Source organism: Pseudonocardia hierapolitana (assembly GCF_007994075.1).
In the GTDB taxonomy this organism is placed as follows: domain Bacteria; phylum Actinomycetota; class Actinomycetes; order Mycobacteriales; family Pseudonocardiaceae; genus Pseudonocardia; species Pseudonocardia hierapolitana.
Map to the genome: position 1 here is coordinate 2599619 of NZ_VIWU01000001.1, position 26858 is coordinate 2626476.

General features: G+C 73.6%; 26 protein-coding genes and 1 tRNA gene. 15 read left to right on the plus strand and 12 right to left on the minus strand.

What is annotated here, in order from left to right; translation table 11 throughout:
- The first annotated feature begins 19 nt into the window (after positions 1-19).
- The 6 genes from FHX44_RS12355 to FHX44_RS12380 are packed head-to-tail and all read left to right on the plus strand — an operon-like array spanning position 20 to position 6488.
- Positions 20-1201, plus strand: a complete 1182-nt coding sequence (locus FHX44_RS12355; RefSeq protein WP_212612435.1) for a cytochrome P450 — start codon at positions 20-22, stop codon at positions 1199-1201.
- Positions 1202-2197, plus strand: coding sequence for a 3-oxoacyl-ACP synthase III family protein (locus FHX44_RS12360; protein ID WP_147255931.1), 996 nt, complete (start codon positions 1202-1204; stop codon positions 2195-2197).
- Complete coding sequence (locus FHX44_RS12365; protein ID WP_147255932.1) at positions 2194-2940, plus strand: glycosyltransferase family 2 protein; 747 nt, start codon at positions 2194-2196, stop codon at positions 2938-2940. The genes FHX44_RS12360 and FHX44_RS12365 overlap by 4 nt, the downstream gene beginning before the upstream one ends.
- Entirely contained in the window at positions 2937-4094 is a 1158-nt protein-coding gene (locus tag FHX44_RS12370) for a cytochrome P450 (RefSeq protein ID WP_147255933.1), read from the plus strand. Before FHX44_RS12365 ends, FHX44_RS12370 begins: the two co-directional genes overlap by 4 nt.
- A complete protein-coding gene (locus FHX44_RS12375; RefSeq protein WP_147255934.1) occupies positions 4084-5601 on the plus strand; it encodes a class I adenylate-forming enzyme family protein in 1518 nt (505 codons plus the stop codon). The genes FHX44_RS12370 and FHX44_RS12375 overlap by 11 nt, the downstream gene beginning before the upstream one ends.
- On the plus strand, positions 5601-6488 hold the full coding sequence (locus tag FHX44_RS12380) for an NAD-dependent epimerase/dehydratase family protein (RefSeq protein ID WP_147255935.1): 888 nt from the start codon (positions 5601-5603) through the stop codon (positions 6486-6488). Before FHX44_RS12375 ends, FHX44_RS12380 begins: the two co-directional genes overlap by 1 nt.
- Positions 6489-6603: 115 nt before the next feature.
- On the opposite strand, the gene FHX44_RS12385 is transcribed toward FHX44_RS12380, so the two are convergent.
- On the minus strand, positions 6604-8721 hold the full coding sequence (locus tag FHX44_RS12385) for a molybdopterin-containing oxidoreductase family protein (RefSeq protein WP_147255936.1): 2118 nt from the start codon (positions 8719-8721) through the stop codon (positions 6604-6606).
- Positions 8722-8882: 161 nt separating this feature from the next.
- Here FHX44_RS12385 and FHX44_RS12390 point away from each other — a divergent pair, with 161 nt between their 5' ends.
- Positions 8883-9809 (plus strand): AraC-like ligand-binding domain-containing protein, encoded by a 927-nt coding sequence (locus tag FHX44_RS12390; protein ID WP_147255937.1) that lies wholly within the window; start codon positions 8883-8885, stop codon positions 9807-9809.
- A 200-nt stretch (positions 9810-10009) separates the two neighbouring features.
- Here the strand turns inward: FHX44_RS12390 and FHX44_RS12395 are convergent, their stop codons facing one another.
- Positions 10010-10915 carry a LysR family transcriptional regulator gene (locus tag FHX44_RS12395; RefSeq protein ID WP_147255938.1) on the minus strand — a complete coding sequence of 302 codons (906 nt, stop codon included), beginning with the start codon at positions 10913-10915 and terminating at the stop codon, positions 10010-10012.
- 123 nt (positions 10916-11038) lie between these two features.
- On the opposite strand from FHX44_RS12395, the gene FHX44_RS12400 reads away from it, so the two are divergent.
- Both FHX44_RS12400 and FHX44_RS12405 read left to right on the plus strand, forming a co-directional pair.
- Entirely contained in the window at positions 11039-11701 is a 663-nt protein-coding gene (locus FHX44_RS12400; RefSeq protein ID WP_147255939.1) for a DUF2306 domain-containing protein, read from the plus strand.
- Positions 11668-13401 carry an FAD-dependent monooxygenase gene (locus FHX44_RS12405; protein ID WP_170308885.1) on the plus strand — a complete coding sequence of 578 codons (1734 nt, stop codon included), beginning with the start codon at positions 11668-11670 and terminating at the stop codon, positions 13399-13401. The genes FHX44_RS12400 and FHX44_RS12405 overlap by 34 nt, the downstream gene beginning before the upstream one ends.
- A 599-nt stretch (positions 13402-14000) precedes the next feature.
- Here the strand turns inward: FHX44_RS12405 and FHX44_RS12410 are convergent.
- The 5 genes from FHX44_RS12410 to FHX44_RS12430 all read right to left on the minus strand — a co-directional run bounded on the left by FHX44_RS12410 (position 14001) and on the right by FHX44_RS12430 (position 18037).
- Positions 14001-14073 (minus strand) — tRNA-Ala (locus FHX44_RS12410).
- A gap of 43 nt (positions 14074-14116) precedes the next feature.
- The gene (locus FHX44_RS12415) at positions 14117-15076 is read right to left on the minus strand and encodes a gephyrin-like molybdotransferase receptor GlpR (RefSeq protein WP_147255941.1); all 960 of its coding nucleotides are present in this window, start codon (positions 15074-15076) and stop codon (positions 14117-14119) included.
- 139 nt (positions 15077-15215) lie between these two features.
- On the minus strand, positions 15216-15896 hold the full coding sequence (locus FHX44_RS12420; RefSeq protein ID WP_147255942.1) for a GNAT family N-acetyltransferase: 681 nt from the start codon (positions 15894-15896) through the stop codon (positions 15216-15218).
- A 9-nt stretch (positions 15897-15905) separates the two neighbouring features.
- Positions 15906-17132 (minus strand): molybdotransferase-like divisome protein Glp, encoded by a 1227-nt coding sequence (gene glp / locus FHX44_RS12425; protein ID WP_147255943.1) that lies wholly within the window; start codon positions 17130-17132, stop codon positions 15906-15908.
- 5 nt (positions 17133-17137) lie between these two features.
- Positions 17138-18037: a UTP--glucose-1-phosphate uridylyltransferase gene (locus tag FHX44_RS12430; RefSeq protein WP_147255944.1), complete on the minus strand. Its 900-nt coding sequence runs from the start codon at positions 18035-18037 to the stop codon at positions 17138-17140.
- A gap of 128 nt (positions 18038-18165) precedes the next feature.
- Here FHX44_RS12430 and FHX44_RS12435 point away from each other — a divergent pair, with 128 nt between their 5' ends.
- The 4 genes from FHX44_RS12435 (at position 18166) to mscL (ending at position 20322) form a co-directional block, all read left to right on the plus strand.
- On the plus strand, positions 18166-18771 hold the full coding sequence (locus FHX44_RS12435) for a 5-formyltetrahydrofolate cyclo-ligase (RefSeq protein WP_147255945.1): 606 nt from the start codon (positions 18166-18168) through the stop codon (positions 18769-18771).
- Between the two features lie 65 nt (positions 18772-18836).
- A complete protein-coding gene (locus FHX44_RS12440) occupies positions 18837-19184 on the plus strand; it encodes an FmdB family zinc ribbon protein (protein WP_147255946.1) in 348 nt (115 codons plus the stop codon).
- Positions 19185-19265: 81 nt separating this feature from the next.
- Positions 19266-19907: an SAF domain-containing protein gene (locus FHX44_RS12445; protein WP_246170335.1), complete on the plus strand. Its 642-nt coding sequence runs from the start codon at positions 19266-19268 to the stop codon at positions 19905-19907.
- A gap of 1 nt (position 19908) precedes the next feature.
- Positions 19909-20322: a large conductance mechanosensitive channel protein MscL gene (gene mscL, locus FHX44_RS12450; RefSeq protein WP_147255947.1), complete on the plus strand. Its 414-nt coding sequence runs from the start codon at positions 19909-19911 to the stop codon at positions 20320-20322.
- Here mscL and FHX44_RS12455 read toward each other — a convergent pair.
- Complete coding sequence (locus tag FHX44_RS12455) at positions 20313-20507, minus strand: hypothetical protein (protein ID WP_147255948.1); 195 nt, start codon at positions 20505-20507, stop codon at positions 20313-20315. The genes mscL and FHX44_RS12455 overlap by 10 nt on opposite strands.
- On the opposite strand from FHX44_RS12455, the gene FHX44_RS12460 reads away from it, so the two are divergent.
- Positions 20506-20799 (plus strand): hypothetical protein, encoded by a 294-nt coding sequence (locus FHX44_RS12460; RefSeq protein ID WP_147255949.1) that lies wholly within the window; start codon positions 20506-20508, stop codon positions 20797-20799. The two genes, FHX44_RS12455 and FHX44_RS12460, sit on opposite strands and share 2 nt — an antisense overlap.
- Before the next feature lie 3 nt (positions 20800-20802).
- On the opposite strand, the gene FHX44_RS12465 is transcribed toward FHX44_RS12460, so the two are convergent.
- From FHX44_RS12465 to FHX44_RS12480, 4 genes are all read right to left on the minus strand, one after another.
- Positions 20803-21291 carry a MogA/MoaB family molybdenum cofactor biosynthesis protein gene (locus FHX44_RS12465; protein WP_425469184.1) on the minus strand — a complete coding sequence of 163 codons (489 nt, stop codon included), beginning with the start codon at positions 21289-21291 and terminating at the stop codon, positions 20803-20805.
- A gap of 470 nt (positions 21292-21761) precedes the next feature.
- Positions 21762-23228 carry a S1C family serine protease gene (locus FHX44_RS12470; protein ID WP_147255951.1) on the minus strand — a complete coding sequence of 489 codons (1467 nt, stop codon included), beginning with the start codon at positions 23226-23228 and terminating at the stop codon, positions 21762-21764.
- 77 nt (positions 23229-23305) lie between these two features.
- The gene (locus FHX44_RS12475; RefSeq protein ID WP_147255952.1) at positions 23306-24733 is read right to left on the minus strand and encodes a sensor histidine kinase; all 1428 of its coding nucleotides are present in this window, start codon (positions 24731-24733) and stop codon (positions 23306-23308) included.
- Complete coding sequence (locus tag FHX44_RS12480; RefSeq protein ID WP_147255953.1) at positions 24730-25428, minus strand: response regulator transcription factor; 699 nt, start codon at positions 25426-25428, stop codon at positions 24730-24732. Before FHX44_RS12480 ends, FHX44_RS12475 begins: the two co-directional genes overlap by 4 nt.
- Positions 25429-25676: 248 nt before the next feature.
- On the opposite strand from FHX44_RS12480, the gene srmL reads away from it, so the two are divergent.
- Positions 25677-26834 (plus strand): PheS-related mystery ligase SrmL, encoded by a 1158-nt coding sequence (srmL, locus tag FHX44_RS12485; protein ID WP_246170336.1) that lies wholly within the window; start codon positions 25677-25679, stop codon positions 26832-26834.
- Positions 26835-26858: the final 24 nt, after the last annotated feature.

Sequence of the window (26858 nt, forward strand, 5' to 3'; positions counted from 1 at the left end):
CGCCGCTAGCGTCAGCGCCGTGACGATCACCGCGCGGCGCCACGAGGCCGGCCTGCTGTGGGCCAGCCGCCCCAGCCTGGCCCTGCTGCTGCACGCCGCCCGCTTCGCGCCCCCGATCGCCCGGATCCCCCGGCTGGGCTGGATCATCCGGGACCCGATGCTCTGTCGGGAGATCCTCAACGAGCACCGGCACTTCACGCTGCTCGGCGAGGGCGGGGTCGGCCACCTGTGGGCACAGGTGCTCGGCGACTACGTCACCGAGCTCTTCGACGGGCCCGGTCACCTCCGGCTGCGGACGAAGGCCCGCGACCTGTTCACCACCAAGACCTCGGCGGACCTCGTCGCCGAGGCGTTCGACGCGCCGCTCGACGCGCTGACCGCGCGGCTGCGCGTGGGCGGGACCGTGGACGTCGCGGACACCTCCCGCGTGCTCGTCGGCCGGATGCTCGCCACCCTGCTGGGCCTGCCGCGGGACCGTCCCGACGACGAGTTCCGCGCGATCTTCGCCGAGGGCGAGCGGCTGGCCGCCGTGGCGCTCCACACCGCGGCCTCCACCGTGCTCGCCCCGCACGCGGTGGCGGAGGCCAGGGGGATCGTGGAGCGGATGACGGCCGGCGTCCCCGCCGGCTACCGCGACGCGCCACCGGGCACCCTGCTGGGCCGCTGCCGCGAGCTGGGCCTGGGCGTGGAGGTGACCCGGGGTCTGGCCGGCCTGCTGCTCGTGGCCGGCACCGAGACCGCCGCCACCGCGATGACCCGGGCCGTCGCGCTGCTGCACGACCACCGCCTCGTCGACGCGCTGCTCGCCGATCCGGACCGGATCGACGACGTGGTGCGCGAGGTGCTGCGCGTCGTCACGCCGGCGCCGGTCATCGGCCGGCACGTCAGCGCGGACGTCGAGATCGGGAGGCACCTGCTGAAGGCGGGCGAGCAGGTCATGCTGCTGACCTACGCGGCCAACAACGCGGCGGGCGGATTCGACCCGAACCGCGCCTACGTGCCCGAGACCCGGCAGCTGTGGTTCGGCGGCGGCAGGCACCTGTGCCTCGGCGCCGCACTGGCGAAGGCCGAGATGGCCGCGTTGCTGCGGGCGCTGCTCCGCGCCGGCCGGCCGTGGCGGGTCGTGCACCGCAGGCCCGCGCGCCGGGTGCTCATCCCCCGGTACGAGTCGTTGCAGATCACGCTGACCGGGAGGCCGTAGATGGGAACGCGGTTGGCCGGGGTTGCCGTGCACCTGCCGGAGCACTGCCTGACCAGCGCCGAGGTGGAGGCGCGGATCGGGCCGTACGTCCCGCCCGCCGGGTTGCTGCACCGGCTGACGGGCATCCGGTCCCGGCACGTGATGGCCGGCCGCGAGCAGGCGTCCGACCTCGCCGTCGCCGCCGCGCGCAAGCTGCTCGCCGAGACGGGGACGGCCGCGGAGGAGATCGACCTGCTGGTGTTCGCGTCGGCGAGCCAGGACATGGTCGAGCCGGCCACGGCGCACATCGTCGCGGCGGGGCTCGAGCTGGGCTGCCCCGTGATGGACGTCAAGAACGCCTGCAACAGCGTGCTCAACGGCATCGAGGTGGCCGACGCCCTCATCGCGACGGGCCGCTACCGCACCGTGCTCGTCGCCTGCGGTGAGGCGCCGTCGCGGGCCGTGCGCTGGAACGTCGGGTCCCTCGGCGAGTACCTGCGCGCCTTCCCCGGCTACACGCTCGGCGACGCCGGTGCCGCGCTGCTGTTGACGACCGGCGCGCCGCCTGGCACCGGCGTGCTCGGCGCGGCGTTCACCGCGGACTCGCGGCACTGGGACGTCGGCACGTTGCCAGCAGGCGGCTCGCGGCACCCGCGCGACCCCGAGCGGACCTACTTCGAGATGGACGGCGCGCGGCTCAAGGACGCCTTCCTCGGCCTCGGCACCGGCGTGCTCGACGAGACGCTCGCGGAGCTCGGCCTGCGCTGGGACGACTTCGCGGTGGTGTGCGTGCACCAGGTGTCGTTGCCGTACCTGGAGGTGTTCGCCGAGCGGGCCGGGGTGCCGGCCGAGAAGCTCGTCGTGACGTTGCCCGAGCACGGCAACGCCGCCTCGGCGAGCCTCCCCCTGCAGCTGGCCACCGCGCTGGAACTGGGCCGCTGCGGCCCCGGCGACCTGGTGGCGCTGGTCGGCCTGGCCGGCGGAGTGAGCATGGGCGTCGTGGTGGTGCGGCTGTGAGCCTCGCGGTGATCATCCCGGCCTTCGACGAGGCGTGCGGCATCCCCGCCACCCTGCGCGCCCTCGCCGCGCAGCACGACCGGGACTTCCACCTCGTGGTCGTCGACAACGCCTCCACCGACGGCACGGCCGCGGTCGTGCGCGACACGGCGGCGGCGCTCGGGCTGCAGCTGGAGATCGTGGACGAGCCCGAGCGCGGCACCGGCGCCGCCGCCGATACCGGGATGCGGCACGCCATCGCACGTGGAGCCACGCTGCTGGCCCGCACCGACGCCGACTGCCTGCCCGCACCGGACTGGACGGCCCGCATCCGCGCTGCCCACGCCGACGGCCTGGACCTGATCGCCGGGCGGCTGCGCCCCCGGACCGACGAGGGGGTGCCGGCGTGGAAGCGGGCCGTGCTGGTTGGCGCGGTCGGCGTCGCCACGGCGTTCGGCACCGTGCGCCCCGGCAACCGCGACCCCGCCCACCTCGGCCCCTACGTGATGACGCCGGGCTGCAACATGGCGATCTCCGCCGCGCTGTACGTGCGGGCCGGCGGGTTCCCCCGCACCCGGATCCAGGACCTGCACGAGGACCGCGCGCTGGTCAACGCCGTCCGCAGGCTCACCACCCGCTACGGCCGCCGGTCCGACGTGGTGGTGTTCGGGTCGAGCCGCCGCGTCCGGGCATGGGGTCTGGTCAGGACGCTCGCCTGGTACGCCGACCACCGGTACTGGCCCGAGCACGTGGACATCCGATGACCCGGGGGACGGAAGCCGGCGGGGACGGTGGGAACTGGGAGCGGCGCGTCCAGCTCGCGGCCCACCCGCTCGCGTACCCGCTGGTCCGGGCGCTCGCACTGGTCGGGCCGGTGGTGCGGGTCCCGCGTGTCGGGGTCGTGGTCAGCGACGCGACGCTCGCCCGCGCGGTGCTCACCGACACCGCGGCGTTCACCAAGACCGGCCCCGGATCGCCTGCCGATCTGTGGACGCCGGTCGTCGGGCCGTCGGTGCTGCTCAACATGGAGGGCGCCGAGCACGCCGAGCTGCGGCGCAGGCTCGCGGACCTGTTCACGCCGCGCGCCGTGGCGGACCTGGTCGCCCGGTCGTCGGCATCGCTCACGATCGGGCGGCCGCTCGACGTCGTCGCGCTGACCAGGCAGCTCGCCGGCGCCGTGATCGCCGAGCTCGTCGGCCTCGACCCGGACCTCGCGGCGGCCCCCGCCTTCGCCGCAGCCACCGCGGTGACCGGGCAGGTGCGGCTCGCCCGCCCGCGGCTCACGCCGTCACAGGTCGCCAGGGCCCGCGCCGCCCTGGCCGAGCTGACCGAACCGGCCGATGTCGCCTACCGCGCGGGCGATCCGGTGACCGTGCCCGGGCGGATGCGCTCGCTCGGCCTCTCCGAGGACGAGTCACGCGGGGCGGTGGCGGCGTTCGTGCTGACGGGCACCGAGACGCTGGTGTCGTTCGTACCCCGCCTCGTCGCGCTCCTGTTCGACACCGGCTGGCTGGACCGACTGGCCGTCGAACCGTCCCGCGCGGACGACGTGATCGGCGAGGCCCTGCGCGTCACCGTGCCCTCGCCGGTGATGCTGCGCAGCGTTTCCGCACCAGCCCGGATCGGGACCCTCGCCGTGCGGCCGGGCGAGCGCGTCGTGATCTCGACGGTGTCCGCGGCCCGCGCGCTCGGCGGGTTCGACCCGGACCGCCCGCACCCGCCGCACCTGCGCCGGCTGTGGTTCGGCGCCGGGCCGCACTTCTGCCTCGGCATGCCGCTCGCGATGGCCGAGATCCACACGGTGCTGGACGCCGTTCTCGCCGCCCACCGCGATCGGCCGTGGCGGATCGTCCGGCGCCGGGCCGCCCGTGGTGTGCTCGTTCCGGCCTACCGAGAGCTGGTGCTCGATGCGGCATGACCTCCTGCAGCAGATCCTCGCCGCGACCGACGAGCACGGCCCCGCACCCGCGCTGAGCGGGCCGCGCGACGCGACGCTGACCCACGCGCAGCTCGGCGCCCGGGTCCGCGCCGTGGCGCACCGGCTGCGGGCGGCCGGCTTCGGGCCGGGCGAGCGGCTGCTGTTCTCCGTGCGCCCGTCGCCGGACGCCGTCGTGCTCGCGCTCGGCACGGTCGCCGCCGGGGGCACGGTCGTGTTCGTCGACCCCGGCGCCGGCGGGGAGCTGTTCGCGGCCAGGGTCGCGCTGGTCGAGCCCCGCTGGGCGGCGGCCGAGTCGGTGCTCTACGCCGCGAGCGCGCCGGGACCGCTGCGCTCGCTCGCCCGCCGCCGCGGCGTGCTGCTGCCGGACTTCGGCGCGCTCCCCGTCCGGCACGTCCGCGCGGGTCGGTGGCTGCCGGGCGTGCCGCGCGGCGCTCTCCCGCTGCGCGACCTGACCCGCCCGGTCGCACGGCCCGACCCGATCCCATCCGCTCCCGATCAGGACGCAGCGATCGTGCCGACCGCGGGGACGACGGCCGCGCCGAAGGTCGTGGTCCACACCCGCGCCTCGCTCGGCGCCGCCCTCGGCGTGCTCGCCACCCGGTGCGCTCTCGCGCCCGGCACCCGCGTGCACACCGACCAGCTGTTGCTGGGTCTCCCCGCGCTGGTCGCCGGGGCGCACTGGACGATGCCGCCGTACGGGTTCGCCCCGGCCGCGCGCCCGGCCGAACTCGCCCGCGGCATGTCCGGCGCCACGCACGCGTTCCTCGTGCCGGCCGACCTGGCCGGGGTGCTGGACGCCGTGGAGCGTGGTGAGGTGGCGCTCCCGGCGTCGCTGCGGCAGGTGCTGCTCGGGGCCGCCCCGGTGCTGCCGCCGCTGCTGCGGCGGGCGACGGCCCTGCTGCCAGGGGTGGAGTTCCTCGCCGTCTACGGGATGACCGAGATCCTGCCGGTCGCGGTCGCGACGGCGCAGGAGAAGCTCGCGTACGCCGGGCCGGGCGACCTGATCGGCGCCCCGTTGCCCGGTGTGGCGGTGCGGGTGGACGACCGCGGCGAGCTGCACGTCGCCGGCCCGAACATGGCCCGCGGCTACCTCGGCCGCCCGGATCCGACCGAGCACGCCACAGGGGACCTCGCCCGCCTGTCCGGCGGCCGGATCGTGCTCGTCGGCCGCGCCAAGGACATGATCATCCGGGGCTCCACCAACATCTACCCCGGCCTCTACGAGCCCGCGGTCGCCGCGCTGCCCGGGGTCGCCGCGGCGCTGATGGTCGGCGTCGCGGACGACATCGGCGACGAGCGGGTGGTGCTCGCGATCGTCCCTGCCCCCGACGCCGGGCGCGACCTGGCCGACCGGGTCCGCGCCGCGCTGCCGTCCCTGATCGACACCGCCGCGCTGCCGGACGAGGTCGTCGTGCTCGACGCCCTCCCGGTGGCGGGGCGCACCCGCAAGCCGGACCGCGCCGCCGTACGCGCCATGTTCGCCTGATGCGGATCGCCGTGACCGGAGCGACCGGGTTCGTCGGGGGCGCCGTGGCCCGGGCCGCGGCCGCGCACGGCTGGACCGTGCACGGCTACGGCCGCGCCCGCTGGGACATCACGAAGGGACCGCTGGCCGATCCACCGCCGGTCGACGCCGTCGTGCACGCCGCCGCGGCCGTCATCGACTGGGGCCCGGCCGCCCCGATCCGGCGGGCGAACGTCGACGGCACCCGCAACGCGCTCGCGTCGTTCCCGGGCGCGCGGTTCGTGCACGTCTCGACGGCCAGCGTCTACGACCCGTTCGTCCCCACGGTGAATGCGCCGGAGCCGGCCGCGCCCGTCGCCCGCTACCTCACGGAATACGGGGCGTCGAAGGCCGCGGCCGAACGCCTGCTCGCCGGGCGGCCCGACACGGTCGTACTGCGCCCGCACGCCGTCTACGGGCCCGGCGACCCGACCCTGCTGCCCCGCCTGCTCGGCGCGATCCGCGGCCGCACGCTCGTGCTCCCCGGGGACGCACGCACCCGGCACACGCTCACCGCCGTCGGCACGCTCGTCGACGCCGTGCTGCGCGCCTGCGATCGGGCCGCCCCGGCCGGGGTCTACAACATCGGCGACGCCGAGCCCGTCGTGCTCGGCGATGCGGTGTCGGCGGTGCTGGCCGAGCGCGGCCTCGACGTCGAGATCCGCTACGTGCCGGTCCGCGCGGCATGGGCGCTCGCCGCCGTCACCGAGTACGCCGCCCGGCTGGCCCGCAGGCCCGGGCCTCCGCGGCTGACCCGCTACGCCGTGAGCCACCTCGGGTACGAGCGCACCCTCGACCTCACGGCCGCCCGCACCCGGCTCGGCCTCGACCCCGGCCCGACGTCCTTCGAAGGCGCCGCCGAGTGGTGACGCCCGCCGGACCACCCGACCCGCCGCACGGATACGTCGGACTCACCGACTCACCGACAACCAGCGCGAGTCCGACGAACGGGCACGGCGAGTCCAGCGAACGAGCACGCAGCCGTCAGACCGCCTCGACCTCGACCCGCGTGTCGGAGAACGTCGGCGCGTTGCCGAGGTCGGCGAAGGCGAACGGGTTGACCGCGTTCACGGTGGACCCGTCCTTGGCGTTCTTCGCCCACGCCCCCATCGGGGACATCACCACGCCGGTGGCGATCTCGTCCGAAACCCTGGCCAGTGCGACGAACTGACCCCGGTCGTTGAACACCCGCACGTACTGCCCGTCGGCGATCCCGCGTTCGGCGGCATCCTGCGGGTGGATCGTCACGGCCTGCTCGCCCTGCACGCGCCGCTGTGCGGGCTGGTCGCCCGCGCTCGAGTTCAGGTACGCGTGCGACTTGGGGGAGATCAGGTTGAGCCGGTACGCGGAGTCGGCCGTCTCCCGCGGCGGGACGTAGTGCGGGAGCGGGTCGACGACGCCGCCGGCCTGGAACTCGTTCGAGCCCTGCCGGAACAGCGGGAGCACGAAGTTGCCCGCCTCCGCCGCCACCGACGAGGCGAACTCGGTCTTCCCGGACGGTGTGGGGAAGCCTCCGTTCGCGTGCGGGGCGTACTCGTCGGCCGATGGCAGGTTCAGCCGGGCCCATCCCGTCCTGCGCAACGACTCGAGGGTGATGCCCTCCAGCGCCGGGGCCGACCAGTCGAACGACTCGGCGAGCATCTCCTCGTCGGTTCGGGTGAAGCACTCCTCGGTGAAGCCCATGCCGGCGGCGAGGCGCCGGAAGAGCTCCGTGTTGGACACGGCCTCGCCGAGCGGCGCGACGGCCGGGGTGTTCAGCGAGAGGTAGAAGTGGCCCCAGCTGAACATGATGTCGTGCTGCTCCAGCTGGGTGGTCGCGGGCAGCACGATGTCGGCGTAGCGCGCCGTGTCGGTCAGGAAGTGGTCGCTGACCACCGTGAACAGGTCCTCACGGGCGAGCCCGGCGGCCAGCTTCCCCTGCTCGGGACAGACCACCATGGGGTTGGAGTTGTAGACCATGAGCGCTGTGATCGGCGGGTCGAGCGCCATCTCGCCGGTGAGCGCCCGGCCGAGGAGGAACTGGTTGACCACGCGGGTGCCTGGCGTCAACAGCTCGGGGTGCATCAGGGCGCCGAAGTTCACCGGGAACGCCCACAGCGGCAGCTGCAGCAGGCCGCCGCCCACCCGCCGCCACGCCCCCACCAACGCGGGCAGGCACGCGATCGCACGTACGGTCTGGCCGCCGCCTGCGTGCCGCTCGATCGCCACGCCGATCCGGATCATCGACGGCTGCGTGCCGGCGTACTCGCGGGCGAGCGTGCGGATGTCCTCGGCCGGGATCCCGGTCTCGCCCGCCGCCCACTCCGGCGTGTACTGCCGCACCCGCTCCACGAGCTCGGCGTAGCCCACCGTGTGGTCGCGGACGTACGCCTCGTCGGTGAGGCCCTCTGTGATGATCACGTTCATCATCGCGAGCGCGAGTGCCCCGTCGGTGCCCGGCCGGATCGGGATGTACCAGTCGGCGCGCTTCGCCGTCCTGTGCCGCACCGGATCGATCACGACGACCTTGGCCCCGCGCCGCTGCGCCTCGGCGACCACCGGCCACAGGTGCAGGTTGGTCGACACCATGTTGCAGGCCCAGATGATGATGTAACGGGAGTGGACCAGGCTCTCCGGGTCGACGCCCGCGGTGGCGCCGATCGTCATCGCGTAGGCCGTGCACGAGCCCGAGTCGCAATAGGTGCGCTCGCTGATCGTCGCGCCGAGCTTGTTGAAGAACGGGTCGCCGACGTTCAGCCCGTTGAGCACGCCCTCCGTGCCGAGGTAGCTCACCGGCATGATCGATTCCGGCCCGTGTTCCGCGATCGCCGACCGGAACCGGGACACGATCTCGTCGAGGGCCTCGTCCCACGAGATGCGCCCGAACCGCCCGCTGCCCTTGGGCCCGGTGCGCCGCATGGGGTACAGCAACCGGTCCGGGCTGTACACCTTGTCGATGTAGTTGTTGACCTTCACGCACAACCCGCCACGCGTGAACGGGTGGTCGGGGTCGCCGCGCAGCTCGACCGCGCGCCCGTCCGAGACCGTCACCAGCATCGCGCACGTGTCCGGGCAGTCATGGGGGCACGCCGCGCGCACGACTACGGGATCGGTGGTGGTCATCGGCGCATTGTTGGGCGTCGCGCCGATCCCGCCTTGTCGCTGGGTGACGAGTCTCTTGACGGTGAGCGACCATCCCCACCCGCCGGACCGAGTGTTGACGCTGCCGGCAACGCTCCCTAGCGTCGGTTCACCGATTCGCCGATGCCCGCTGCGAGCCGCCCATGGGATCTGCCACTGGCCGCGCCGAGCGCCTGCCCGTGTGGCGCGACCTCATCCGGGAGCACTTCGTCGCCCTCGACATCGACGCGGACCCGGCCGTGCACTTCGTCGGCGCGGTGCGCAGCACGCCGCTGGGTCACCTGAGGGTCGCATCGGTCGACTCCACCCCGCAGGGCTGCCTGCGCACGCCGGGGCTCGCGCGCGACGGGGACACCTACCTGCAGGTCGGCATGGTGACCCGGGGTGAGGCCGTGCTGTGCCAGGACGGCCGGGAGGCGGTACTGCGCCCCGGCGACTTCGCCATCTACGAGACCGACCGCCCGTTCTTCTGGGGCTTCCGCCACGACTGGCAGCTCTACGTCTACACCTGGCCACGGGCCACCGTGAGTCTCGACCAGGCCGCCTCGCGGCAGTTGACGGCGCGCACCCTGGGCGGTGGCAGCGGTCTGGGGGCCATCGTCGGCCGCATGCTGCACGATCTCGTCGCAGCGCCGCCCGTGCTGAGCAGGGCCGGTGGCACCCGGCTCGCCGACGAGGTCGCCGAGCTGGTCACCACGGTGGCGACCGAGCGGCTGCACCCCGATCCGCCCGACGCCCCGACCACCGATCTGATGCGGAAGATCGACGCCTACATCGCCGCGCACATCGCCGATCCCGGCCTCGGCCCCGACACGATCGCCCGCGCGCACTTCGTGTCTACCCGCCACCTGCACCGGCTCTACTCCCAGCAGGGCACGACCGTTACCCAGCGGGTCCGCGCCCACCGCCTCGAACGGTGCCGTCGCGAGCTCCTCGACCCACGCTCCACGACGTCGATCACGGGGATTTCACGGCGCTGGGGCTTCACCGATCTGCCGACGTTCAGCCGCGCGTTCCGGAGTGCCTACGGCTCCACGCCGAGTGCATACCGCCGCCGGAACCGCGAATAGCGCTTCATCCGAGGTCGGGAGCGCCGGCTCGCACCGATCACGCCTCCTGGTGGTATCTCCCGCTCACTCGCACGGCTCTTCGTCCCGCAGAGCTCAGTCCGGCGGAGAGAGGACCCGCCGATGCGATCAGAGGCCCCGGCGGCGGGCCTCCGTGGGCGCGCACCCGGCCGGGCTCAGGGGCTGGCCCACGGAAGACGGCATCATGTCCTGCGAGCCTCGGCCAGGGTGGCGGCGGCCTGGTCGAAGGCCCGGACATTGGCGGTCTCGGCGGCGGACAGCCAGACGAGTCGCCATTGGTAGGGCGGGGCGTCGTGAATGGGCACGTAGGCGACGTCGGGGCGGGCGTGGTAGCTCGTGGCCTGGATCGGCACCGGATAGGCACCGAAGCCGGCGCCGACGAGGGCGAGCATCTCCTGGGCCGTGGCGAACGACGGCCCCCGCTCGACGGGCCGACCCTCGGGTGTGTGCTGGGGGACGAGCGCGTGGTCCCAGTAGTCGGGGACCGCCTGCGTCGTGCGAAGAACCTTGGTGGCGGCGAGGTCGGCGAATGACACCGACGGTCGACGGGCGAACGGGTGCCGGGCCGACACGGCGAGCATGCGGTCCCCTTCGAACAGGACGCTGCCGCAGGTGAGGTCCGCTTCACGGGCGCCGAAGACGGGCACCGCGGCGAGCAGCATGTCGAATTCGCCGCCCCGGAGTGGACCGAGGCCCGCACCGAACTGCTTCTCGTGGAACTGCACCTCGCAGTTGGGGTGCTCGGCCCGAAAAACCTCGGCCACCTCGAGGACGAACTTGCCTGTGGCTGCGCCGATGAACCCGACCCGCAGTCTCTCGCAGCCACCGCAGGCCGCCGCCGTCGCCCGGTCGATGGCGTCGTGGATCTGCTGGTAGGCGGGCCGCAACTCGTCGCTGAGGACGCGACCGATCGGCGTCAGCTCCACTCGACGGCTGGTGCGCTCGAACAGGGGCGCGCCGATGCGCCGTTCCAGCTTCTTGATCGTCTGGCTGACCCTTGCGGTGGACACGTGCAGGCGTTCTGCCGCCCGGCCGAAATGCAGCTCGTCGGCGAGCATCAGGAAGATCTCGATCTCCCGCTGCTCCACCGGGGCTCCACTCGTTCGTGAACCTTTCCGTTAACGATCGTTGCGCACTCCGCCGTTGTTCGCCACCACCGGCGCGGCGATCGTTGACCGCGACGCGGGCCCGCGGGAACCGGAGGAACGCCGATGACACCACCCACCGCCTCCACCACGCCCGCCCGCCCTGGCCTGAGGGTCTTGCAAGGTGCGATCGTCGTCCTGATCCTCATCGTTCTCGCGTTCGCCGTGATGCGGCTCCTCGTGGACGTGCCGCACCTGCTCGACGGCACGGTTCCGGAGGAGGAGTACGACCGGCGTTACGTCCGGCATCCGTGGCTGGCGTACGTGCACATCGCGCCTGGAATCGTGTACCTGCTCGGCGCGCCGGTGCAGCTCGCGTACCGGATCCGCAGCCGTCACTACACCTTCCACCGCAGGCTCGGCCGGGTGCTGCTCACCGCCGGCCTGATCAGCGGGGCGTTCGCCATCGCGCTCGGGTACGTGATGCCGTTCGGCGGCACCAGCCAGGCCATCGCCAGCTACGTCTTCGGTTCGTGGTTCCTCGTCTGCCTGCTGCTGGCCTTCCGGGCGATCCGCCGCGACGACGTGGTCAACCACCGTCGCTGGATGATCCGCGCGTTCGCGATGGGGGTCGGCGTCGGCACCATCCGCATCTGGCTCGCTCTGTTCGAGTCGACCGGACTGTTCGAGTTCCAGGACGGCTTCGACGTGGCGTTCTGGCTCGCCTTCCCGGTACACGCCGCCGTCGCCGAATTGTGGATCCGCAACACCCCACACCCGGCCGGATAAGAGACGTGGGGCCCGGAGGGACCGTGACCGCTCAACAGAACACGACCGAGTTCCCCGTGATCATTTCCGGGGGTGGGCCGGTCGGCATGGCCACTGCCCTGCTGCTGGCCCGGCAGGGCGCGCGCAGCGTCGTGCTGGAACGCAACACCAGCACGCACTGCGGCCAGTCGCGGGCCATCACCGTGCAGCGGGACATCCTCGCGCTGTTCGACCGGCTCGGGATCGTGAACGAGATCCTCGACGGGGGCGCGAGCTGGTCGCTCGGCCGCACCTACTACCGCGACCAGGAAATCCTCCGACTGCGCTGGCCCGCCCGCGGCGAGGAGGTCTACCCGGCCTTCGTGAACTTCCCGCAGTTCCGCATCGAGGAGCTGCTGCACGCCGAGACGGCGCGGAGCGGGCTAGTCGAGTTCCGACACGGCCGCACGGTCGTCGGGCTCCGGCAGGGCGCCGCTTCGGTGATCGTCGAGGCCGAGGGTCCAGCCGGGCAGGAACGCTATACGGGTGCGTACCTCGTGGGTGCGGACGGCATCGGCAGCACCACCCGCGAGGCGTTGCGGATCCCCTTCGACGGATGGCCTGCCGAGGGCCGATTCCTCGTGGCGGACTTCGAGGTCGACCTCCCCCTCGCCGTCGAACGGCGCCTGTGGTTCGACCCGCCCTTCTCTCCGGGCGGCATCGTGCTCATGCATTGCATGGGCAAGCGCACGTGGAGGATCGACTGGCAGATCGATGCCGATGTGGACGAGGGCGCCGTGCTGCGGCCGGAACGCCTGGGAGAACGGGTGCGCAACGTCATCGGTGACAGGCCGTTCGCCGTGCTGCGGGCCAACACCTACACCTTTCAGCAACGCCGCGCCAGGCGATTCCGCGAGGGCCGCGTATTCCTCGCAGGTGACTCGGCGCACGTCGTTTCCCCGTTCGGAGCTCGGGGCATGAACAGCGGCCTGGAGGACGCCGAGAACCTCGCCTGGAAACTCGGGTTCGTCCTCACCGGGCAGGTCGATCCGGCCCTGCTCGACACCTACGAGCTCGAACGGATCAGGGCAGCCGACCATCACATCCAGGTCACCGGCGAGACGATGAGGTTCATGACTCCGGCCGATGCCGAGGGGAAGGCCCGCCGGGACGCCGTGCTCGAGGCCGCGGCGGCCGACCCCACCCGGTCCGACCGGATCGACAGCGGCAAGCTGTACGAGCCCCATCCGTACACGGCGTCCCCACTCACGCTCGACCTCGAAGTCGACGGCAGCCCGCGCTCCGCCCGTCCCGAAGACCCCACGCGCGCCGGGGTGCCGGCCCCGGACGGGTTCTGCCAGGTGTCCGGCTCCTCAGGACGAACGACACTGCGCAAGGCACTCGGCGGCGCGGTCAGCCTGCTCGTCGCGCCCGCCGAAGGCGGTGCCGGCCACGATCTTGCGCAGCGCCTCGCGCGGGTCCCCACCCCCACCGGCGTCCGTCGCCACCTGCTCACCCGCCCCGGCACGACGACACAGGTCCCGCGCGGAGTCGACGTGATCAGCGATTCCACCGGCGCCCTCGTCAGGGCGTACACCGGTCCCCGCGACCGGTTGTACCTCGTCCGCCCCGACTGCTATATCGCGGTACGAATCGAGCTGGCAGCTCCCGATGCCCTCGCAGGCGCCGCCGAACGCGCGCTCGACATCCTCATGCCTCGTATGCAGCGCATCCAGCGTTGACGCTCCGATCAGGAGATGGGGGTCGAGCGCCGGCATCCCAACTCAGCCACAGCCGATGAGGGCACCGCGGGCCTCCCCCCCGCCCGGAGTCTGGAGGCTGACCCCAGACGAACGCGACCCACGAGATGGGGCCGAGCGCCGGCATCCCAACTCAGCCACAGCCGATGAGGGCACCGCGGGCCTCCCCCCGCCCGGAGTCTGGAGGCTGACCCCAGACGAACGCGACCCACGAGATGGGGCCGAGCGCCGGCATCCCAACTCAGCCACAGCCGATGAGGGCACCGCGGGCCTCCCCCCGCCCGGAGTCTGGAGGCTGGCCCCAGACGAACGCGACCCACGAGATGGGGCCGAGCGCCGGCATCCCAACTCAGCCACAGCCGATGAGGGCACCGCGGGCCTGCCCCCGGCCGGGGCCCGGAGGCTGACCCCAGTAGGAACGCCACACAGCAGATGGGGGCGAGCGCTGGCATCCCACTCAGCCACAGCCGATGGGGGTTCCGGGGGCGCGCCCCCGGCCGGGGGTCTGGGGGCTTGGCCCCCAGAAGGAACGCGACACCCGAGGAGGCGAGCGCTCTCCGCGAGCACGCGTCGCCAGAGGGTGGAGCTGAGGGGAATCGAACCCCTGACCTACTCGATGCGAACGAGTCGCGCTACCAACTGCGCCACAGCCCCGTTGTCCGACCGTGGGCCGGACGGGAACGACCTTAGCAGGCGGTCATTCCCCGGCTGCACGCCGGTATCCCGGCCGGGCCGGGCCGTCGAGGTCGTGGAGCTCGGGGTCGTCCTCGTCGGCCTCCACGAGGGCGGTGCCGGCGGGGAGGGCGGGCGGCGGCGCCGGGCGCAGGCGCGGGAGCGCGGGCTCGGGGTCCGCGGGCTCGTCCTCCCGGGCGTCGCGCTCGCGGAGCGGCGCACCGGCGCCGACGAGGCGCTCGGGCTCCTCGTCGACGTCGCCGTCGCCGTCGCCGTCCTGGTCATCCCGGTCGTCGTACTCGTCGTCGTACCGTTCGGCGTCGTCCTCGGCGGCTTCGTAGCCCTCGTCGCGGCGGGTGAGCTCGCGGCCGCGGCGAGCCCAGGCGTCGAGCTCCGGGTCCTCGGCGGCGGACGGACGGCGGGTGCCTGCCATCCGCGCGGCGCGCCGTTCGCGGATGGCCTCCTCGAGACGGACCTGGCGGCGCAGGTAGACGAGGTAGGCGACGAGCGCGATGTCGACGGCGGCGTGCACCCACCACAGCCCGGAGAGGGCGAACGCGGCGATCACGCCGGTGACGAGCGCCATGATCAGCATGGTGAGCACGACGCGCTGGCGGAACGCGTAGCGTCTGCGGGCGGCGAGCGCGGCCGCCTCGGGGTCGAACCCGCCGCGGCCGGGGCGGTAGCGCGGCGGCGGACGCTCCCAGCGACGATCCTCACGCTCGTCGACCGTGTGGGTGAACAGATCGTCGGTCTGGTCGCCGTCGACGTGGTCCTCGCCCCGGGTCGTCTCCTCGTCCATCCCGTCCACCTCCCGCTCGCGGCCCGTGGCCTGCCCCGGAACCCGGCGCGGCCGGTCGAGCACCCGCCCCGACAGGGCGGCGACGCTCGGTCGTGCCACTTCCTGCCGGCGCCGCGCGACGGCTGGGACGAGGATCAGCAGCCAGAGCACGACGAGGCTCGCGAAGATCATCGAGCTCGGCACGGCTGCCTCCTACCCCTCCCCCGCGGCGCAGTCCGGGGCGATCCGGTTTTCCCCGGCCAAGATCGCTCCCGCGCGCCCACGGTAGTGAGCCCCACCGGGTGAGACCGGCAGCGACGCGCCGACGGGTTGAGGTTCACCCCTACGCCGGTGCGGTGTGGACCCGTTCTGCCCGGCCCGCGGCCAGCAGCCGACCGGTGAGACCACCGGGGCGGAGCTCGTCGGCGGTGAGCGCGAAGCACGCGTGGTCGCGCCAGGCGCCGTCGACGTCGAGGTAGCGGCGGAAGAGGCCTTCCTCGCGGAACCCGAGCTTCTCCAGGACGCGCAAGCTTGCGGCGTTCTCCGGGCGAACCGTGGCCTCCACGCGGTGCAGGCCGACCCGGCTGAAACAGTGGTCCACGACGAGCGCGACAGCTGCGGTGATCACGCCACCGCCTGCGACCGCCGAGTCCACCCAGTAACCGACGTACGCCGACAGCAGCGGCTCGCGCACGACGTTGCCCACCATGACGTGGCCGACGAAGCGGTCGTCCAGCGTCACGGCGAACGGGAGGGCCGTGCCCCGCCGCCCGGCGGCCCTCAGCTGCAGCCAGCGGGCGGGCCACTCGCCCGGCGCGTGCCGTTCCGCCCAGCTGCCGGGCATGGTCGGTTCCCACGGAGCGAGGTACTGCTCGTCGCGGATCCGGATCGCGGACCACGCCCCGCCGTCCCGCAGTCGGACCGGCCGCACCGCGACCACGCCTGCGCGGACGCGCAGCGGTCCGAGCCGGGCGGGCCACCCGGGATGGCGGGCGGACGTTCGCCCCGGGTACGCGTGCGCCACCGGCGTCCCTCAGTGGGGAGCGGGCAGGAACGCCACGGTGACCTGCTCGTCCACCGTGGCCTCGGTGAGGTCGTCGGGGAGGATGATCAGCCCGTTGGCCTCGCCGATCGAGGACAGCAGGTGCGTGCCGGACGTGCCGAGCGGCTGCACGAGGTAGTCGCCGGTGGCCTGCTCGCGCAGCAACCTGCCGCGCAGGTAGCCGCGCCGGCCCTTCATCGAGGTCACGGGCGAGGTGAGCCTCGCTGCGATCATGCGGCGGTACGGGTCGGTGCGGCCGAGGGCGAGGCGCACGAGCGGCCGCACCATCACCTCGAACAGCAGCAGCGCGGTGGCCGGGTACGAGGGGAAGAGGAAGGTCGGCACGGCGTCGGGTCCGAGCCGCCCGAACGCCTGGGTGGAGCCGGGGTGCATGGCGACGCGGGTGGTGTCGATGTCGCCGAGCGCGGCGAGTGCCGACTGGATCTCGGCGCCGGCGGTGCCCCCGACCGCACCGCAGACCACGATCACGTCGCTGAACGGGAGCCGGTCCTGCAGCGCCGCGCACACCTCGCGTGCGTCGCCGCGGACGAGCCCGGCCCTCGCCGTATCGGCGCCCGCCTCCCGGGCGGCCGCCGTGAGGGCGTGCGAGCAGACGTCGACGATCTGTCCCGCGCCCGGGGTGCGGGACAGCTCCACGAGCTCGTCGCCGACCGAGATCACCGAGACCCTTGGCTTCGGGTGCACGAGCACCTTGTCCCGGCCTGCCGCGGCCAGCATGGCCACCTGGGCCGCCCCGATCACGGTGTCGCGGCGCACGGCGATGTCACCGGGCTGCACGTCCTCACCGATCCGCCGCACGAACGCGGCCGAGGGCACGCCCTGGTGCACCTCGAGGCGCGCGGTGCCGGCGTCGGTGTTCGCGACCGGGACGACGGCGTCGGCGAGCGTCGGCAACGGCGCCCCCGCCGCGACGCGCACCGCCTGCCCGGGCTGCAACCGCAGCGGCTGGCGGGAGCCCGCCGGGATCTCCCCGACGACGGGCACGGACGCGGGCTCGGCCAACGATGCGCCCGCGAGGTCGACGCTGCGGACCGCGTAGCCGTCGATGGCCGCCTGGTCGAAACCGGGAAGCGGCCGTGCGGAGACGACCTCCTCGGCGCAGCGCAGCCCGTGCGCATCCGAGATCGCAACCCGCACCGGCGCGGGGCGGACCGCCGCGCTGAGGATCCTCTCGAGCTGCTCGTCGACCGTGCGCAACCGCGTCAGCCCTCCAGGCGGGCGGCCAGCCAGGCACGCAGGTCGGGGCCGATCTCCGGGTCGTCGAGTGCGAAGTCGACGTACGCGCGCACGTAGCCGGAGGGGTTGCCGAGGTCGTGGCGGCCGCCCCGGTGCACGACCACGTGCACGGGGTGCCCCTCCCTGATCAGCAGCGCGATGGCGTCGGTGAGCTGCAGCTCGCCGCCCGCGCCCGGCTCGATCCGGTCGATCGCCTCGAAGACGGCCCGGTCGAGCAGGTAGCGCCCGGCCGCGGCGAACGTGGACGGGGCCTCCTCCGGCGCGGGCTTCTCGACCATGCCGTGCACCCGCTTGACGTCCTCGTCGCCGGTGTCCTCGACCTCGAAGACGCCGTAGGCCGCGATCTCCTCGCGCGGGACGTCGAAGGCGCACAGCACGCTGCCGCCGTAGCGCTCGCGGACCTGCGCCATCTTGCCGAGAACGCCGGTGGGCAGCACGAGGTCGTCGGGCAGCAGCACGGCGAAGGCCTGCTCGTCGGGACCGATCGCCTCGCGCGCGCACCCCACGGCGTGGCCGAGACCCCGTGGCTCGTCCTGGGTGACGGTGCGCACCCCGATCAGCTCGTGAGCGCGGCGCACCTTCGCGACCAGCGCGTCCTTGCCCCTCGATGCGAGCTCCTTCTCCAGCTCCGAGGAATCAGCGAAGTACGCGGCAACGGCGTCCTTGCCGGGCGAGCTGACGATCAGCAGCTGCTCGGCACCCGCCTCCGCGGCCTCGGCGGCCACGAGCTCGATTCCCGGGGTGTCGATGACCGGAAGGAGTTCCTTCGGCACGGCCTTGGTGGTCGGCAGAAAACGCGTGCCCAGGCCTGCGGCCGGAACCACCGCGGAACGGAACGGGCTCTTCCCAGGCACGGCTTCGCTCATCGCTCGCCCTCGCTGACGCTCGGGCGGCCCAGAGGAGAGCAACGCAGCGCGCGGGCGCTGTGCCTTTGATTCGCTCGCTCACGCTCGCTCATGGTGGGCGAGCCTAATGGCGTAGGTAGGGTCGATGTGTGACGGGACGCGCCGTTCTCGCCGAGAAGACACACTGGCGTGCCGCTCTCGTGGCTGCTCGGAAGGCCCTCCCGGCCGCCGAGCGCGCGGCGCGGGCGTCGGCTCTCGCGACCGCGGCCGTGGAATTGGCCGCCACCACCGGTGGCCCGGTGTGTGCCTACCTCCCGGTCGGCTCGGAGCCCGGGTCCCCCGAACTCGTGGCCGCGCTGCACCGCGCGGGGCACGAGGTCCTGCTGCCCGTCGTGGCGCCGGAACCGGGGCCGCTCGACTGGGCCGTCTACACCGGGCCCCACTCCCTGGCCGCGGGCCCGCTCGGGCTGCGCGAACCCACCGGACCACGCCTCGGGCCGGACGCCATCGGCCGCGCGCAGCTGGTGCTGGTGCCGGGGCTCGCCGCCGACCGGAGCGGGGTACGGCTCGGCCGGGGCGCCGGTCACTACGACCGCACCCTGCCGCTCGCGGCGCCGGACGTGCCGGTCGTCATCGTGCTGAACGACGAGGAGTTGGTGGAACGGCTGCCCGCCGAGCCGCACGACCACCTGATGACGGCCGCCCTGCTCGCCGGCGCGGGCCTCGTCACGCTGGGGAACAACCGCAGGCCCTGACGGGTTATGCTGGCACTCAAACTGTTCGAGTGCCAGCTCGATCGTGTGTGCCTCCGGAGGGACACGTGCCGACCTACCAGTACGCCTGCACCGCCTGCGACCACCGGTTCGAGGCAGTGCAGTCCTTCACCGACGCGTCGCTGACCGAGTGCCCGGCCTGCTCGGGCAACCTGCGCAAGGTCTTCTCCTCGGTCGGGATCGTGTTCAAGGGCAGCGGCTTCTACCGCACCGACAGCCGCTCCGGCGGCGGTGGCGTGGCCGCCAACAGCGACTCGGCCAAGAGCGACTCCGGCAAGTCCGACTCGGGCAAGTCCGACTCCGGCTCGTCCTCGGGTGGCTCGTCCTCGGGTGGCTCGAAGGAGAGCTCGTCGTCCAGCTCGTCGTCGGCCACGCCCGCCGCGGCCGCGTCCTGACTCATCCACCTCGCCATCGAGTTGTCCACAGGTTCGGCGCAGCCGCCCCGCTGACGGCACCGCCGCCCTAGCGTCGGTCCCATGACCGACTCCCGGCTCGCGCCCCGGCCGCTCTCCCGGCTCGGGGCGCTCGTCATGGGTCCGGGGTGGCGCCGGATCGCGCTGCTCCGCCGGGCCGCCGCCGGGGTGCTCGCAGCGTTCGCGCTGGTGCTGGCCCTCGCGCCGGGCCCCGATGCCGGCGGCGTGCCGGTGGTCGTCGCCGCCGTCGACGTCGCAGCCGGGGCCACCCTCCGCCCGGCAGACCTCGCAGTGCGCCGTTGGCCCACCGAGCTCGTGCCGGGCGGCGCGCTCCCGGATCCCGCAGTCGCCGAGGGGCGCGTCCTCGTCGGGGCCGCGCGGGCCGGTGAGCCGATCACCGACATCCGCCTCGCGGGTCCCACCGCCGCCCTCGGAGCCCCGCCCGGTTCGGCCGCCGTGCCCGTCCGGCTGGCCGACGCCGGGGCCGCCGGGCTGCTCGTCCCGGGCGGCACGGTCGACGTCGTCACGGTGGGCGCGGAGAGTGACGAGCCCGTCGTGCTCGCCGCGGCCGCCGCCGTGCTCGCCGTCCTCCCGCCCGAGTCGCCGTCCTCCGGGCGGTTGGTGCTGGTCGCGATGCCGTCCGGGGTCGCGGCGCGGGTGGCGGCCGCGTCCCTCACCGAACAGGTCGCCGTTACGCTTCGCTAGCGTGATCAAGGGATTCAAGGACTTCATCCTGCGAGGAAACGTCGTCGACCTCGCCGTCGCCGTCGTTATCGGTGCGGCGTTCGGCAGCATCGTCACGTCGTTCACCCAGCGCATCCTGCAGCCGCTCATCAACGCGATCACGCCGCCGGAGAGCCCCGGGTTCGGCATCCAGATCGTGCCCGGCAAGGAGAGCACGTACATCGACGTCGCCTCGGTGATCTCGGCGACGCTCAACTTCCTCATCGTCGCCGCGGTCGTCTACTTCCTGATCGTGCTCCCGCTCAACCACCTCAAGGAGCGGCGCAAGCGCGGCGAGGAGGCCGGCCCGGCCGAGCCCACCGACGTCGAGCTGCTCACAGAGATCCGCGACCTGCTGCGCGCCCAGCATGATCGGGCGGAAGAGCGTCAGTCCTGATCGTGGTGCGGCGGGCGGTTCGCCATGAGCTCGTCGTCGCCCGCGCGCGGGTCCGGGCGCTCGTCGCGCTCGTCGGAGGTGGTGCTGGGCAGCACCTCGCCGAACACCTCGTCGAGCCGGCGACGCACCGGTTCGGGCAGCTCGTCCACGCCACCATCCTGCACCGGTGCCACGATGGACGGCATGGGACTCACGGACAAGGCCAAGGAAATCACCGACACCGCGCTGCTCAAGGCGGGTGAGCTGTCGGAGGTGGCCCGCGAGAAGGCGCCCGGCTACCTCGACCGGGCGGCCGACCTCGCCGTGAAGGCCACCGACGTCGCCGCGACCCGCGTGGACCGCGTCACGGGCGGACGCTTCCACGACAAGATCGAGGATGTCACCGCCAAGGTCGGGGCGTCACTGGACCGTCCGCGTCCCACGGACGCGCCCACCGTGGTGATCGTCGAGCCGGACGAGCAGAAGAACCAGAACTAGCCGCTAGTCGAGGCCGGACAGCTCCGAGATCACGTGCGAGACGAGCGGGGTGAGCGTGGCCATGCCGTCGCGCACGGCGGCGCGGGACTGGGCGAGGTTCACCACGAGCGTGCTGCCCGAGACACCGACGAGCCCCCGCGACAGCCCGGCGTCCATCGCACCCGCGGCGAGGCCGGAGGCGCGGATGGCCTCCGCGATGCCGGGGATCGGCCGGTCGAGAACGCCTGCGGTGGCATCGGCCGTGACATCACGCGGCGAGACCCCGGTGCCCCCGACCGTCACGACGAGGTCGACCCCGCCGATCACGGCGGTGTTGAGGGCGTTGCGGATCGCGACCGGGTCGCCCGGCACCACCACGACGCCGTCGACGACGAGGCGCGCCTCCTCGAGCAGCTCTGTGACCAGCGGCCCGATGGAGTCCTCGTGTTCGCCGTGGCTCACCCGGTCGTCCACGACCACCACGAGGGCTCGACCGATCTGGGGCGGCGCCATCTCCATGGCGCTCAACTTAGCGGGGTGCCTCCGGGGGCACGGTCACCCGGGTCCGGCGAACGCCAGGTCGCGCCGGCGCTGGGAGGGGGACCGGCGCCGACGCGACGGGCGCCCGGCGTGGGGCACCACAACCGGGACCACAGAACGAGACCAGAGCGTCACCATTCGCGTCAACAGCAGGCCACGTCGATCCACCTGGTGGTGCGAAAACCCACCCCTCCCGCGTCACGAACGCCCGACTCGCCGCGCCAAAACGCAAGACTCGCCCGCCGAAACGCCAGACTCGCCGGCAGATGCGCGAGTCCGACATCCCGACCCGGCGAGTCCGACATTTGCGCACGGCGAGTCCGACGTCCGCGCACGGCGAGTCCGACGTCTCCGCGGCGAGTCCGACATCTCCGCACGGCGAGTCCGACGTTCGAGCAGGATGAGGTCGCCGCTCCGCTCGGACGAGTTGTGCGCCGGGGCGGCTAGTTCGGGGCGGCTGTGAGCGTGGCCTGCACCGTCCGGTCGGCGAGCTGCACCTCGACCACCTCGCCGGGCGCCCGCGATCCCACGGCGGCCTGCAGGTCGGTGCCGGTGGAGATGCGCTGGTCGCCGAAGCGCAGCACGATGTCGCCCTCGCGGATGCCGGCCTGCTCGGCCGCTCCACCGGGCGTGACGCCCTTGATGATCGCGCCGGCCTGCCGAGGGTCGTCGGTGACCGTGACGCCGAGGACGGCGCGGGAGGCACGGCCCGTGCGTTCGAGCTCCTCCGCGACCCGCCGGGCCTGGTTGATCGGGATCGAGAAGCCGACGCCGATCGACCCGCCCTGGGCCCCGGTGGTGGCGATCGCGGAGTTGATGCCGACGACCCGGCCGTCCATGTCCACCAGCGGCCCTCCGGAGTTGCCCGGGTTGATCGCGGCATCGGTCTGGAGGGCGTTGAGCACGGTGGGGGTGTTGGCGCCGGTCTCCTCACCGACGTTCACGGCCCGGTCGACGGCGCTGATGATGCCCGTGGTGACGGTGCCGCCCAGGCCGAGGGGTGCCCCGAAGGCCACGACCTGCTGCCCGACCCGAACCGAGTCGGAGTTGCCCAGCTCGACCGGCACGAGCCCGGTCATGTTCTGCGCCCGGATCACCGCGAGGTCGGAGCTGGGGTCGCGGCCCACGATCTGGGCGGGGGCCGTGGTGCCGTCCTGGAACACGGCGGTGACGGTGCCGGTCTGGGCGGCCTCCTCCACGACGTGGTTGTTGGTGAGGAGTAGCCCGTCCGGGCTCAGGACCATCGCCGAGCCCTCGCCGGACGCGGTGGGGCCGTCGACGCGCAGCTGCACGACGCTCGGCAGCACGCGGGCCGCGACCGCCTCGACCGGGGTGGTCGGCGCGGAGGCCTCGTCGATCGACGGCAGGGGCAGGCCGAGCACGCCGGTCGAGCCACCTCGGCCGCTACCGGCGAGCGAGTTGCCGAGGACCCCACCGATCACGCCGGACAGCAGCATCGCCGCCAGCGCGAGCGCGATCAGCGTGCCGCGGCGCGACGTTCCCGCCTTCCGGGGCGGTTCGGGGTAGTACGCACCGGGAGGCGCGCCGTACGCGGGGTTCTGCGGAGGGGGATACGGGCCTGCGGGGGCAGGTGGCTGCGCGGGAGGCGCCGCGTACCAGGAGCTCTGGACGGGTTGGCCCGTTTGGCTGTCGTAGGCCGGCCAGCCGCCCGACCACGTGCCCGCCGTGGCGTACGCGCCGTGCTCGGGCAGGCCGTTCGTCCGGCCCTGCCACCCGCCGGGCGCGGGCATCTCCGCCGTCGCGGCGGCCGGGGAGAAGCCGTCCGGTGCCCGACGCTCGGCGCCCCACCCCGGGTGGTCGGCATGGTGCGCCTGATCGCCGGGGCTGCGCGGCACCCCCTCGTCCGGCCCTCCCGCGGCCCCGTTGTGGTCGGAGGGGTGGTTCGCCATGCCATCACCGAATTCGCGTCAGGGGACGTGCGGCCCCCAGCCTAGCGACGACCCGTCGGGTGCACCGATCTTTCGGGTCAGGCGAACAGCCTGCGCCCCGGCAGCCGCATCGCGAGCAGTGCCCCGCCCTCCGGAGCCCGGCCCGCCCACACGGCGCCGCCGTGCCGCACCGCGACCTGCCGGACGATCGCGAGCCCGAGCCCCGACCCGGGCATCGTGCGTGACGTCGCGGCGCGGTAGAAGCGCTCGAAGACGAACGGCAGGTCCTCCTCGGCGATCCCGGGCCCCGCGTCGGCCACCTCCAACACGATCGACCACTCGTCCACCGGCCGCATCTGCACCCGCACCCGCCCTCCGGGCGGGCTCCACTTCGCCGCGTTGTCGAGCAGGTTCAGCACGGCACGTTCGAGCGCGGTGGCGTCACCGGCGAGCGTCCACGGCACGAGCACCGGGTCGAACTCGACGTCGCCGGCGCGCCGTCGGGCCCGTTCGAGCGACCGGAGCACGACCTCGGTGAGCTCGAGCGGCTCGTGCACGACCATCGGGGCGTCCTCGCGGGCCAGCTCGACGAGGTCGCCGACGAGGGTGGACAGCTCGGCGACCTGGGCCTGGACGTCGTCGAGGATCTCCGCGCGTTCGGCATCGGGCAGGCTCGGCGCCCCTGGCCTGCTGGCGGCGGCGAGCAGCTCCAGGTTGGTGCGCATCGAGGTCAACGGGGTGCGCAGCTCGTGCCCGGCGTCCGCGACGAGCCGCCGTTGCTGCTCCTGGGACGCCGCGAGCGCACCGAGCATCTCGTTGAAGCTCGCGGTCAGCCGTGCGAGCTCGTCCGATCCCTCCACGGGGATCGGACGCAGGTCCCCGGTGGCCGTGACGCGTTCCGTCGCGGCGGTGAGCCGGTCGACCGGCCGAAGCCCGGCGCGCGCGACGGCCACGCCCGCGATCGCGGCGACGATCACCCCGAGCCCTCCGACGACCGGCATCGCCACGCCGAGCTTCGTGAGCACCTGCTGCGTGGGGTCGAGCCGCTGGGCGATCACCAGCCCCTGCCCCGACCCGGCCTGGACCGCCACGACCCGGTACGACACGCCCTCCTCGGTCGCGGTGCGGGCGGAGGACTCCTCCTCACCCTTGGCGACCGCCAGCTCGTCATCGCCCAGCGGTGGCGCCGACGCCGCTCCCTCCGCGGAGATCGCCTGGCCGTTCGCGAGCAGCAACGCCAGCCGGATGTCGCCCGCGCCGAGCACCTCGGTGGGAATGGTGGCGAGCACCTGGGGTTCGCCCAGCTCGCTCTGAGCGGCGGCGGTCGCGCGCTGCAGCAGGTTGGCGTCGAGCGTCTGCATGATGTTGACGCGCACGGTGACGAAGGCCGCCGCCGACACCAGCACCACCGCGAGCGCCGCGACGAGCGCCGCGAGCACCCCGACCCGGGTGCGCAGCGAGAGCTGGTCGAAGGCCTCCAGCCGGGGAGGCCTCCCCTGCCGCTGGGGCGCGGCAGGCCAGGTCACGGCGGCGTGTCCCGCAGGACGTACCCGACGCCGCGCACGGTGTGGATCAGCCGCGGCTCACCGCCTGCCTCGGTCTTGCGCCGCAGGTATCCGATGTAGACCTCCAGCGCGTTGCCGGTGGTCGGGAAGTCGTAACCCCAGACCTGCTCCAGGATCTGGCCTCGGGTGAGCACCCGGCGCGGGTTCGCGAGGAGCAGTTCCAGCAGCGTGAACTCGGTGCGGGTGAGGCTGATCGGGCGGTCACCACGGCGCACGTCGCGGGTGTCGGGGTCCAGCGAGAGGTCGGCGAACTCCAGCGGCTTGCTCTGCCCCGCGGACGCGGCGATGTCGTCCGGGGTGCGCCTGCGCAGCAGTGCCCGCAGCCGGGCGAGCAGCTCCTCGAGGGCGAACGGCTTGGGCAGGTAGTCGTCGGCCCCCGCGTCGAGGCCGGCCACCCGATCGGAGACGGCGTCGCGGGCCGTGAGCACGAGGATCGGCAGCTCGTCGCCCGCCGCGCGCATCCGCCGGCACACCTCGAGCCCGTCGAGGCGCGGCATCATCACGTCGAGGACCATCGCGTCGGGGCGCTGCGCGAGCACGGCGTCGAGTGCTGCCTGCCCGTCGCTCGCGAGCTCGACCTGGTAGCCGTTGAAGGCCAGTGAGCGACGCAGCGACTCCCGGACGGACCGGTCGTCGTCGACGACGAGAATGCGCATGCGGTCAGTGTGAACGCGCGATCTGAGACGCGCCTGAGAGCTGACTGTGGCGCTGCCAACGTTCCCCGCCCGGGTGACCAGCGAATTCACGGGCGCTCCTCGGCGCGCCCGCGCTACCGTCTCCACATGGCGAGCGAGCGGCGATTTCCCTGCCCCCGGCCGCGGTGCGGCCGCGCGGGCATCGACGCATACGCCTGATCCGCGCGCCGTGGCGGCCGGGGGTAAGCCCCTCCCCACCGTCACCACCCGTGAGGATCGCCATGCCCGCCACCCTCTCCCCCGACCACGTCGCGGCCGCCCTCGCGCTGCGCGACCTGACCGACCCCGCCCAAGGGACGCACGCCGTCGGGCTGCTGCTCGACGCCGCCGTCGAGGCGCTCGCAGCCCGGTGGGGCAGCGCCGTGCGCGTGCTGCGCCCGTCTCCCTGCGTGAGCGTCGAGGACAACTACGACCGGCTCGGCTACCCGGCAGCCGCGATCACCCGGGAGGCCCGCTACTCGCGCTACCTCGGCGACACCGTCATGCTGCGCAGCCACACCACAGCCGGCGTGCCGCCCGCGCTTCGCGCTCTCGCCACGGAGCCCGACCCGCCCACCGACCTGCTGCTCGTGCTGCCCGGCCTCGTGTACCGGCGCGACGTTATCGACCGCCTGCACGTCGGCGAGCCGCACCAGGTCGACCTGTGGCGCATCACCCAGGGCGGCATCGACGCAGTCGACCTGGACGACATGCTCGACACGCTCGTCGAGGCGGTCCTGCCCGGAGCCGATCGGCGCACCGTGCCTGCTCGGCACCCGTACACCGAGCAGGGCCGGCAGGTGGACGTCCGCATCGGGGACGGCTGGGTCGAGCTGGCCGAGTGCGGGCTGGCCGCGCCGCACGTGCTCGCGACGGCCGGGCTGGACCCGCGACGTTGGCGCGGGCTCGCCCTCGGCATGGGGCTCGACCGCGCCGTCATGCTGCGCAAGGGGGTGCCGGACATCCGGCTGCTCCGGGCCACCGACCCGCGGATCGCGGAGCAGATGCTGGACCTCTCGCCGTGGCGCCCGGTCTCGATGCTGCCGGCCGTCCGGCGCGATCTCTCGATCGTCGCGGCGGCCGGCGTCGACGCGGAGCTGCTCGGCGACCGCGCCCGCGGCGCACTGGGCCCCGACGCCGAGCTGCTGGAGAGCCTGACGCTGCTGGCCCGCACACCCCACGAGCAGCTACCCGGGCCCGCCCGTGATCGCCTGGGCACGGAGCCGGGCCAGGACAACCTGCTGTTGCGGCTGGTCCTGCGGCCGTTGGACCGGACGCTCACCGACGCCGAGGCCAACGCTGTGCGCGACCGCGTCTACGCCGCCCTGCACGAGGGCCCGCGCCACGAATGGGCCGCTTTGCCGGAACGGCAACGTTCGTCGACGTGAACCCGGAGCACGCGCACCGTGTCC

What these genes read in the sequence shown, in the direction of transcription:
- FHX44_RS12360 (WP_147255931.1), top strand. Translation starts at nt 1,202, where the DNA reads ATGGGAACGCGGTTGGCCGGGGTTGCCGTGCACCTGCCGGAGCACTGC.
- FHX44_RS12370 (WP_147255933.1), top strand. Translation starts at nt 2,937, where the DNA reads ATGACCCGGGGGACGGAAGCCGGCGGGGACGGTGGGAACTGGGAGCGG.
- FHX44_RS12375 (WP_147255934.1), top strand. Translation starts at nt 4,084, where the DNA reads ATGCGGCATGACCTCCTGCAGCAGATCCTCGCCGCGACCGACGAGCAC.
- FHX44_RS12380 (WP_147255935.1), top strand. Translation starts at nt 5,601, where the DNA reads ATGCGGATCGCCGTGACCGGAGCGACCGGGTTCGTCGGGGGCGCCGTG.
- FHX44_RS12385 (WP_147255936.1), bottom strand. Translation starts at nt 8,721, where the DNA reads ATGACCACCACCGATCCCGTAGTCGTGCGCGCGGCGTGCCCCCATGAC.
- FHX44_RS12390 (WP_147255937.1), top strand. Translation starts at nt 8,883, where the DNA reads ATGGGATCTGCCACTGGCCGCGCCGAGCGCCTGCCCGTGTGGCGCGAC.
- FHX44_RS12400 (WP_147255939.1), top strand. Translation starts at nt 11,039, where the DNA reads ATGACACCACCCACCGCCTCCACCACGCCCGCCCGCCCTGGCCTGAGG.
- FHX44_RS12430 (WP_147255944.1), bottom strand. Translation starts at nt 18,037, where the DNA reads ATGAGCGAAGCCGTGCCTGGGAAGAGCCCGTTCCGTTCCGCGGTGGTT.
- FHX44_RS12445 (WP_246170335.1), top strand. Translation starts at nt 19,266, where the DNA reads ATGACCGACTCCCGGCTCGCGCCCCGGCCGCTCTCCCGGCTCGGGGCG.
- FHX44_RS12460 (WP_147255949.1), top strand. Translation starts at nt 20,506, where the DNA reads ATGGGACTCACGGACAAGGCCAAGGAAATCACCGACACCGCGCTGCTC.
- FHX44_RS12455 (WP_147255948.1), bottom strand. Translation starts at nt 20,507, where the DNA reads ATGCCGTCCATCGTGGCACCGGTGCAGGATGGTGGCGTGGACGAGCTG.
- FHX44_RS12465 (WP_425469184.1), bottom strand. Translation starts at nt 21,291, where the DNA reads ATGGCGCCGCCCCAGATCGGTCGAGCCCTCGTGGTGGTCGTGGACGAC.
- FHX44_RS12470 (WP_147255951.1), bottom strand. Translation starts at nt 23,228, where the DNA reads ATGGCGAACCACCCCTCCGACCACAACGGGGCCGCGGGAGGGCCGGAC.
- FHX44_RS12480 (WP_147255953.1), bottom strand. Translation starts at nt 25,428, where the DNA reads ATGCGCATTCTCGTCGTCGACGACGACCGGTCCGTCCGGGAGTCGCTG.